The organism is Arthrobacter sp. P2b (assembly GCF_900168295.1).
Classification (GTDB): domain Bacteria; phylum Actinomycetota; class Actinomycetes; order Actinomycetales; family Micrococcaceae; genus Arthrobacter.
The window spans coordinates 233,694-243,160 of record NZ_FVZL01000006.1 but is presented as its reverse complement, the minus strand read 5'-3'; the positions used below and the strand labels follow the sequence as shown (position 1 = coordinate 243,160).

Annotated in this window: 6 protein-coding genes; all 6 read left to right on the top strand. The window is 67.8% G+C overall.

Features of this window, described 5'->3' with window-relative positions; all coding sequences use genetic code 11:
• Nucleotides 1–933 (top strand): isomerizing glutamine--fructose-6-phosphate transaminase (locus B5520_RS12690; RefSeq protein WP_139386242.1); only part of this gene is annotated, 933 nt, incomplete at its 5' end.
• Nucleotides 934–1,049: 116 nt separating this feature from the next.
• Entirely contained in the window at nt 1,050–1,397 is a 348-nt protein-coding gene (locus tag B5520_RS12685) for a holo-ACP synthase (protein WP_018760400.1), read from the top strand.
• Between the two features lie 35 nt (nt 1,398–1,432).
• Entirely contained in the window at nt 1,433–3,028 is a 1,596-nt protein-coding gene (locus tag B5520_RS12680) for an NAD(P)H-hydrate epimerase (RefSeq protein ID WP_079597414.1), read from the top strand.
• A gap of 69 nt (nt 3,029–3,097) precedes the next feature.
• Nucleotides 3,098–5,353 carry a glycogen debranching protein GlgX gene (gene glgX / locus B5520_RS12675; RefSeq protein ID WP_079597413.1) on the top strand — a complete coding sequence of 752 codons (2,256 nt, stop codon included), beginning with the start codon at nt 3,098–3,100 and terminating at the stop codon, nt 5,351–5,353.
• Nucleotides 5,350–7,680 (top strand): malto-oligosyltrehalose synthase, encoded by a 2,331-nt coding sequence (treY, locus tag B5520_RS12670; RefSeq protein WP_079597412.1) that lies wholly within the window; start codon nt 5,350–5,352, stop codon nt 7,678–7,680. The genes glgX and treY overlap by 4 nt, the downstream gene beginning before the upstream one ends.
• The gene (gene treZ / locus B5520_RS12665) at nt 7,677–9,446 is read left to right on the top strand and encodes a malto-oligosyltrehalose trehalohydrolase (RefSeq protein ID WP_079597411.1); all 1,770 of its coding nucleotides are present in this window, start codon (nt 7,677–7,679) and stop codon (nt 9,444–9,446) included. Before treY ends, treZ begins: the two co-directional genes overlap by 4 nt.
• Nucleotides 9,447–9,467 lie beyond the last annotated feature (21 nt).

The following is a 9,467-nucleotide window of genomic DNA, read 5'->3' as shown; positions in this document are numbered from 1 at the left end:
GCCGCCTACGCGGGCACCGTGGCGAAGTACGCGATCGAGAACTGGTGCCGGATCCCCACCGAGGTGGAGCTGGCGCACGAGTTCCGTTACCGCGATCCGATCCTGGACGCGAACACCCTGGTGGTTTCCATCAGCCAGTCCGGCGAGACCATGGACACCCTGATGGCCGTCCGCTACGCCCGGGAACAGGGCGCGAAGACCATCTCGATCTGCAACACCAACGGCTCCACCATCCCACGGGAATCCGACGCCGTGCTGTACACGCACGCCGGCCCGGAAATCGCGGTGGCCTCCACCAAGGCGTTCCTGGCCCAGATCACCGCGGCGTACCTGCTGGGCATGTACCTGGCCCAGCTGCGCGGCAACATCTTCTCCGGGCAGATCAAGGACGTCCTGGCGGACCTGAACAAGATCCCGGCCAAGATCCAGACCATCCTGGACAACGCCGAACCGCTGCGCGAGCTCGCCCGCAGCATGAAGGACGAAACGTCCGTCCTGTTCCTGGGCCGCCACGTCGGCTACCCGGTGGCCCTGGAGGGCGCGCTGAAGCTGAAGGAAATCGCCTACATCCACGCCGAGGGCTTCGCCGCCGGCGAGCTGAAGCACGGCCCCATCGCCCTGATCGATGAAGGCAAGCCGGTGTTCGTGATTGTCCCGTCCCCGCGGGGCCGCGAATCGCTGCACGCCAAGGTCATCAGCAACATCCAGGAAATCCGTGCCCGCGGCGCCCGGACCATGGTGATCGCCGAGGAAGGCGACGAAGCGGTCAAGGCCTACGCCGAGCACGTCTTCTACGTCCCGGTGACACCACCTCTGCTGATGCCGCTGCTGACCACCGTCCCGCTGCAGATCTTCGCCGCTGAACTGGCCGCCGCCAAGGGCTACGACGTGGACCAGCCCCGCAACCTCGCAAAGAGCGTCACCGTCGAGTAAGCCTTCCGGCAATAAGCACAGGCAGCCCCAAGCCCCTCCGGCTCGGGGCTGCTGCTTTAATCGGGCCCGGCGAGCTCTGCGCGGGAGGCCGGGATCGCCACCGTAGACTAAGCCACATGATCGTTGGCATTGGCGTAGACGTAGTAGACATCGAGCGGTTCGGCCGCCAGCTTGAGCGCACCCCGGGCCTGCGGGACCGGCTGTTCGTCCCCGCGGAGCGTGAGCTGAACACCCGCTCCCTGGCCGCGCGGTTCGCTGCAAAGGAAGCTGTGGCCAAGGTCCTCGGTGCACCCGCCGGCATGAACTGGCAGGACTGCTGGATCGGCCTGGACCAGAACGGCCCCACCGTCCAGGTCAAGGGCACCGTGCTGGCGGTTGCCGAAGCCAAGGGCGTCAAGCGCTGGCACCTCTCCATCAGCCACGACGGCGGAATCGCCACCGCCACGGTCCTGGCCGAGGGCTGACCCGGCCCCCGGGCCCGCCCCCTGGACCTGACCACATGATCAGCGCCTACACCGGAACGCAGGTCCGGGCAGCCGAGGAACCGCTCCTGGCTGCCGGGCTCGGCGATGTCCTGATGCAGCGCGCAGCCCACGGCCTGGCCAACGCCGTCATCACCGAGCTTCGCGTCCGCGGCCGCCGCATCTACGGGGCACGCCTCGTGGTGCTGGCTGGCAAGGGCAACAACGGCGGCGATGGCTTGTATGCCGCCGCTTTCCTCGCCGCGCGCGGAATGCGTACGACGGCGGTCCTCACCTCCGGCACCGGGCATCCCGCTGCGCTGGCTGCTTTTGAACGTGCCGGCGGACGTACGGAGGAACTGACCGAGGAGGCACTCGGCGGGCTGGCCGCGGAAGCCGCCCGCGCCGACGTCGTGATTGATGCTGTCCTGGGGACCGGCGCCAAGGGCGGTCTGCGGGGGAGTGCCGCCGCGCTGGTGGACGCCATCACCAAGGCCCGCAGTTCCATGGATTCCCAGGGATTGGTGGTGGCCTGCGACCTGCCCAGCGGCGTGGACGCCGATACCGGCGCGGCCGCCCTGCCTGTGCTGCCGGCTGACCTGACCGTCACCTTCGGGGGCGCCAAGACCGGGCTGCTTGCGGACCCCGGCGCCGATTATGCCGGCCGCGTGCATGTGGTGCCGATCGGCATCGAGGAACACCTGCCGCGCCCGTCGCTGCGCCGGCTTGAGGCAGCAGACCTCGCAATGCTCCTGCCGCGCCCCGAACGCCGCGCACACAAGTACTCCCGCGGAGTGCTGGGCGTGGTGGCGGGCTCGGTCCAGTACCCCGGCGCCGCTGTCCTGGCCTGCCGGGGCGCCCTCGCCGCCGGGGTAGGCATGGTGCGCTACCTCGGCCCGCCCGACGTGGCGGACCTGGTGCGGCAATCGTGCCCGGAAGTTGTCTGCAGTACCGGCTCCGTGGCCGACAACCGGGTGCAGGCCTGGCTGGTGGGCTCCGGCATGGGCCCCGAAGACTCCGACCAGCTGGCGCGTGCGCGGGACGCCGTCGATTCCGGCCTGCCCACCGTGGCGGACGCCGGGGCCCTGCCCGCCCTGCCCAACCAGCTGGCCCCGCACGTCGTCCTGACCCCGCACGCCGGCGAACTCGCCTCGCTCCTGCATCGGCTGGGAGGCGTGGATGACCGGGAATCCGTGGAAGCAGGTACTCTCGACGCCGCCCGACGCGCCGCCGCCGTTACCGGAGCAACGGTCCTGCTCAAGGGCGCGACCACCCTCGTGGCCACGCCCGGCGGCGCCGTATACAGCCAGGCGGACGGGACCCCGTGGCTCGCCACCGCCGGCAGCGGCGACGTCCTGGCCGGCGTCATCGGTGCGCTGCTCGCCCAGGCAGGTCCCGACGTCGGGCGCTTCCGTTCCCTGGACGTTGACGACGACGGCCGGTGGGCTGCGATTGCCGCGCTGGGGGCGGCGCTGCACGGTAAAGCCGGGACGGCGGCGTCGGACGTTTCCTTTGGCGGGCCGATCGCTGCTGGCGGAATTGCCGATGCCATAGCTGAAACGTGGGGTAATGTCAGCATGCTTAGTAACTCTGGACTCCGGAAACGTAATAGTCACAGCCACCCACTACGGTAGGCACTAGTTCGCATGGGCGGCAGGGACGTTCCGATGTCCCCTGTTGCCGACCAAGAAATGAGGAGCATTATGGAAGTCTGGCCCGGATCGGCTTATCCCCTTGGCGCCACGTACAACGGAACCGGCACCAACTTTGCCCTGTTCAGCGAACGAGCAGAAAAAGTGGAACTGTGCCTCTTCGACGATGACGGCAAGGAAACCCGCATCACGCTGGATGAAGTGGACGGCTACGTGTGGCACTGCTACATCCCGCAGATCCAGCCCGGCCAGAAGTACGGCTACCGCGTCCACGGGCCCTACGACCCCGCGTCCGGCAACCGCTTCAACCCCAACAAGCTCCTGCTGGACCCCTACGCCAAGGCCATCCACGGCCAGGTTGACTGGGACCCGTCCCTGTTCACCTACAACCTGGGCGAAGAGGACTCGATCAACAATGAGGACTCCGCCAGCCACATGATGCTCGGAGTGGTCATCAACCCGTTCTTCGACTGGGACGGCGACCAGAACCTGCGGATCCCGTACCACCAGTCCGTGATCTACGAAGCCCACGTCAAGGGCCTTACCCAGCTGCACCCGGAGATCCCCGAGGAACAGCGCGGAACCTACGCCGGCGTGGCGCATCCCGCCGTCATCTCCCACCTGCAGAAGCTTGGCGTCACCGCCATCGAGCTCATGCCCGTGCACCAGTTCGTCAATGACGGCACGCTGCAGGACAAGGGCCTGAACAACTACTGGGGCTACAACACCATCGGCTTCTTCGCGCCGCAGAACACCTACAGCTCCACGGGCGACACCGGCCAGCAGGTCCAGGACTTCAAGGCCATGGTCCGCTCGCTGCACAAGGCCGGCATCGAAGTCATCCTGGACGTGGTCTATAACCACACCGCCGAAGGCAACCACCTGGGCCCCACGCTGTCCTTCAAGGGCATCGACAACGCCGCCTACTACCGGCTGATGGAGGGCGACGAAAAGCACTACATGGACTACACCGGCACCGGCAACTCGCTGAACGTCCGCCAGCCGCACTCCCTGCAGCTGCTTATGGACTCGCTGCGCTACTGGGTCACCGAGATGCACGTTGACGGTTTCCGCTTTGACCTCGCCTCCACCCTGGCCCGCGAGTTCTACGACGTGGACAAGCTGTCCACCTTCTTCGAACTCATCCAGCAGGACCCGGTAGTCTCGCAGGTCAAGCTCATCGCCGAGCCGTGGGACGTTGGCCCCGGCGGCTACCAGGTGGGCAACTTCCCGCCGCAGTGGACGGAATGGAACGGCAAGTACCGCGACACCGTCCGCGACTTCTGGCGCGGCGAGCCTGCAACGCTGGGCGAATTCGCCTCCCGCATCACCGGTTCGGCGGACCTCTACGAACATTCAGGCCGCCGCCCCGTGGCGTCCATCAACTTCGTCACCGCGCATGACGGCTTCACCCTGTCGGACCTGGTGTCCTACAACGAGAAGCACAATGACGCCAACGGCGAGGGCAACAACGACGGCGAATCCCACAACCGCTCCTGGAACTGCGGCGTTGAGGGCCCCACGGATGATCCCGAGGTCCTGTCGCTGCGGGCCCGCCAGCAGCGGAACTTCATTGCCTCGCTGCTGCTGTCCCAGGGCGTGCCCATGCTCCTGCACGGCGACGAGATGGGCCGCACCCAGCAGGGCAACAACAACGGCTATTGCCAGGACTCGGAACTGACCTGGATCAACTGGGAGACCATCGACCAGCCGCTGGTCGAGTTCACCGCCGCTGTTAACGCCCTCCGCGCCAAGCACCCCACCTTCCGCCGCAGCCGCTTCTTCGACGGCCGGCCCGTCCTGCGTGGCCAGGGCGAACGCCTGCCGGACATCGTCTGGCTCGATCCCGACGGCGAAACCATGAAGCCCGAAGCCTGGGACAGCGGGTTCGGCCGCTCCGTTGGCGTGTTCCTCAACGGCAACGGCATCCAGGGCAAGGACAGCCGCGGCCGCCGGATCACGGACGTGAACTTCCTGCTGTACTTCAACGCCCACGATGACACGGTGAAGTTCACGCTTCCCTCCGACGAGTTCGCTCCGGCCTGGGACGTCATCATCGACACGGCCGGGCAGAACGCGGACACCGAGCCCGTCTCCGCCGGGCAGCCGCTGCCCGTTGAGGCCAAGTCCCTGGTGGTCCTCCGGGCGCACACCGTTCCCGAGGTGGAGCCCGACCACTCCGTGGCAGCCTCCCTTGCCGCGCTGACCCAGACCTCCAGCAGCGAGACGGAGACCATCAGCACACCGGCAGTGGCGGAACCCGGAAAGACCACGAAGATCGGGGAGCGGAAGGCTTCGAAGAAGTGAGGGTCCCGGCATCCACCTACCGGCTGCAGATCCGCCAGGGTTTCACCCTGTTCGACGCCGCGGAGCAGGTCCCGTACCTGAAATCGCTTGGCGTTGACTGGGTGTACCTCTCGCCCATCCTCACCGCGGAAAAGGGCTCGGACCACGGCTATGACGTGACCGACCCCTCCGCGGTGGACCCGGACCGTGGCGGCCCCGAGGGGCTGCTGGCCCTGTCCAAGGCTGCCCGCGAGCACGGCATGGGTGTCCTGGTGGATATCGTCCCCAACCACGTGGGCGTTGCCACACCGGCCCAGAACCCGTGGTGGTGGTCCCTCCTGAAGGAAGGGCGCGGCTCACGCTACGCCGAAGCTTTCGACGTCGACTGGGACCTGGGCGGCGGAAAGATCCGGCTGCCCATGCTTGGCTCCGATGCGGACCTCGACAAGCTGGAAGTTGTGGATGGCGAACTCCGCTACTACGACCACCGCTTTCCGCTCGCAGCCGGCACGTACACCGAAGGGGATTCCCCGCAGGAGGTGCACAGCCGCCAGCACTACGAGCTGATGGACTGGCGCCGCGCCGACGCCGAGCTGAACTACCGGCGCTTCTTCGCCGTCACCACGCTGGCGGGCATCCGGGTGGAGACCCCGCAGGTCTTCGAGGAAGCCCATGCCGAGGTCGGCCGCTGGTTCCGCGACGGGCTGGTTGACGGGCTCCGCGTGGACCACCCGGACGGGCTCGCCGATCCGGCCGGCTACCTGCGCTGGCTCAAGGACCTCACCGGCGGGGCCTATGTCCTGGTGGAAAAGATCCTGGAGCCGGGGGAGGTCCTGCCGGGCGAGTTCTCCTGCGAAGGAACCACCGGGTATGACGCCCTGGCGGACGTGGACCGGGTCTTCGTGGACCCCGCCGGGCAGGCCGCTTTGGATGCGCTGGATGCGTCCCTTCGCGGGTCAGGGAGTCCGGCGGACTACGCGGAAATGATCCGCGGCACCAAGCGCATGATCGCCGACGGCATCCTGCGGTCCGAGGTGCTTCGCCTGGCCCGGCTGGTACCCGAATCCCACGGACTTTCTGTGGAGCAGGCAGCGGATGCCATCGCCGAGATCATCGCGTCCTTCCCGGTGTACCGGACCTACCTGCCCACCGGCGCCGAGGTTCTGAAGGAAGCATGCGAGTCCGCGGCTGAACACCGGCCGGACCTTGCTGTTGCGGTGGGGACACTGCTGCCGCTGCTCCTGGACCCCTCGAACGCAATCGCCGTCCGGTTCCAGCAGACCTCCGGCATGGTGATGGCCAAGGGCGTGGAGGACACTGCGTTCTACCGCTACACCCGGCTGGGCACGCTCACCGAGGTGGGGGCCGAACCCACCGAGTTCTCGGTGTCCACGGAGGAGTTCCACCACCGGATGCGCCGCCGGCAGGAGGACCTGCCGCTGTCCATGACCACCATGTCCACCCATGACACCAAGCGCAGCGAGGATGCCCGGGCGCGGATCTCCGTCATCGCGGAGCTTCCGCAGGAATGGACCGCCACCCTGGACACGCTCCGGGAACTGGCGCCGATCCCGGACGGCCCCTACGAGAACCTGCTGTGGCAGGCCGTCATCGGGGCATGGCCTGCCAGCCGTGAACGGCTGCAGGGGTACGCGGAGAAGGCAGCCCGGGAAGCCGGCAACTCCACGAAGTGGACGCAGCCGGACGAGGACTTTGAGTCCGCCGTCAAAACCGCCGTGGATGCGGCGTTCGACGACGCCCGGGTCACCAAGGTGGTGGAGGAGTTCGTGGCACGGATCGACGCGTACGCCGCCTCCAACTCCCTGTCCGCGAAGCTGGTCCAGCTCACCATGCCGGGTGTGCCTGACGTTTACCAGGGCAGTGAGTTCTGGGAACGCTCCCTGACCGACCCGGACAACCGGCGGCCCGTGGACTTCGCGCTCCGCCGGGAAGAGCTGGCAAGGATCGACGGCGGGACGTTGCCGGAAGCCGGGACGGAGGCAAGCAAGCTCCTGGCCACCTCCCGGGCGCTCCGCCTCCGCCGGGACAGGCCGGAACTGTTCCAGGGCTACACCCCCGTTTCGGTCACAGGAGCGGCTGCCGGCAACCTCCTGGCGTTCCACCGGGGTGCCTCCGAAGGCTCCGTCGGCGCCCTGACGCTGGCCACCCGGCTCCCCGCCGGACTGGAAGCGGACGGCGGCTGGCGGGACACCGCCGTCGAACTTACCGTTCCCATGCGTGACGAACTGACCGGGGCCGGCTACGGACCCGGCACCGTTTCGGTGGCGGACGTCCTGGGTACCTACCCGGTGGCTTTGCTGATACCGGTGGATGGAGAGAAGGCATGACCCTGGTCAACGTTGGACCCGAACGCTTCGACGTCTGGGCCCCCGACGCCACGTCCGTGACCCTGCTGGCGGACGGCCGGCAGTACCCCATGCAGAAAAAGGAGACGGCGCCGGGCACCGAAGGGTGGTGGTCCGCGCCCGACGCCCCGGCCGGCGGCGAGGTGGACTATGGCTACCTGCTCGACGGCGACACCACCCCGGTGCCAGATCCGCGGTCCCGGCGCCTTCCGTCCGGCGTCCATGAGCTCTCCAGGACGTTCGATCCGGCCAGCCACTCCTGGCAGGACGCCGGCTGGCGCGGCAAGGAGCTGAAGGGGTCGGTCATCTATGAACTCCACGTCGGCACCTTCACGCCGGAGGGAACCTTGGATGCCGCAGCGGAAAAGCTGGGCTACCTGGCGGACCTCGGCGTCGACTTCGTGGAACTGCTGCCCGTCAACGGCTTCAACGGCACCCACAACTGGGGCTACGACGGCGTGCAGTGGTACGCCGTCCATGAGGGCTACGGCGGACCGGCCGCGTACCAGCGGTTCGTCGATGCCGCCCACGCGGCGGGGCTCGGCGTCATCCAGGACGTGGTCTACAACCACCTCGGTCCCAGCGGCAACTACCTGCCGAAGTTCGGCCCGTACCTGAAACAGGGCGACGCCAACACGTGGGGCGACTCCGTCAACCTGGACGGGCCCGGCTCCGACGTGGTCCGGGAGTACATCCTGGACAACGCGGCCCTGTGGCTGCGGGATTACCACGTGGACGGGCTCCGCCTCGACGCGGTGCACGCCCTGCGGGACGAGCGCGCCGTGCACATCCTGGAGGAATTCGGTGCCCTGGGGGACGCGGTGTCAGCGGAAACGGGCCTGCCCAAGACGCTGATCGCGGAGTCGGACCTGAACAACCCGCGCCTGCTGTACCCGCGGGACGTCAACGGCTACGGGCTCGCCGGGCAGTGGAGCGACGACTACCACCACGCGGTCCACGTCAACGTCAGCGGCGAAACCACCGGATACTACTCGGACTTTGAGTCGCTGGCGGTCCTGGCCAAGGTCCTCAAGGACGGCTTCCTGCACGACGGCAGCTACTCCAGCTTCCGGGGGCGCCACCATGGCCGGCCCATCAACACCTCCCTGGTGCACCCCGCGGCGCTGGTGGTGTGCAACCAGAACCACGACCAGATCGGCAACCGGGCTACGGGGGACAGGCCTTCGCAGTCGCTGTCCCACGGGCAGCTGGCCCTGGCCGCGGTGCTCACGCTCACATCGCCGTTCACGCCCATGCTGTTCATGGGCGAGGAATTCGCGGCCAGCACCCCGTGGCAGTTCTTCACCTCCCACCCGGAACCCGAACTCGGCAAAGCCACCGCCGAGGGCAGGATCAAGGAGTTCGAACGCATGGGGTGGGATCCCGCCGTCGTCCCCGATCCCCAGGACCCGGAAACCTTCCGCCGGTCCAAACTGAAGTGGGACGAAGCCTCCGTTGGCGACCACGCCCGGCTGCTGGAGCTGTACCGGTCCCTGACCGCGCTGCGCCGCGAGCATGCGGAACTTGCCGGGCTCGGCTTCGAGGAGACGGAAGTGGCGTTCGACGACGACGAGCGCTGGCTCCGGTTCCGCCGCGGGACGGTGGAGGTGCTGTTGAACTTCTCTGACGCGAAGGTCCGCCTGGACGATGCCCGCGGGACTGTCCTGCTGGCAACGGACGACGGGACCGCCCTGGAGGGTGAGTCCCTGGCCCTCGCGCCGTGGAGCGCGGCAATTCTCAAGTCCTGACGTTTTCCGACGTTGCGCCGC

What these genes read in the sequence shown, in the direction of transcription:
- B5520_RS12685 (WP_018760400.1), top strand. Translation starts at nt 1,050, where the DNA reads ATGATCGTTGGCATTGGCGTAGACGTAGTAGACATCGAGCGGTTCGGC.
- B5520_RS12680 (WP_079597414.1), top strand. Translation starts at nt 1,433, where the DNA reads ATGATCAGCGCCTACACCGGAACGCAGGTCCGGGCAGCCGAGGAACCG.
- glgX (WP_079597413.1), top strand. Translation starts at nt 3,098, where the DNA reads ATGGAAGTCTGGCCCGGATCGGCTTATCCCCTTGGCGCCACGTACAAC.
- treZ (WP_079597411.1), top strand. Translation starts at nt 7,677, where the DNA reads ATGACCCTGGTCAACGTTGGACCCGAACGCTTCGACGTCTGGGCCCCC.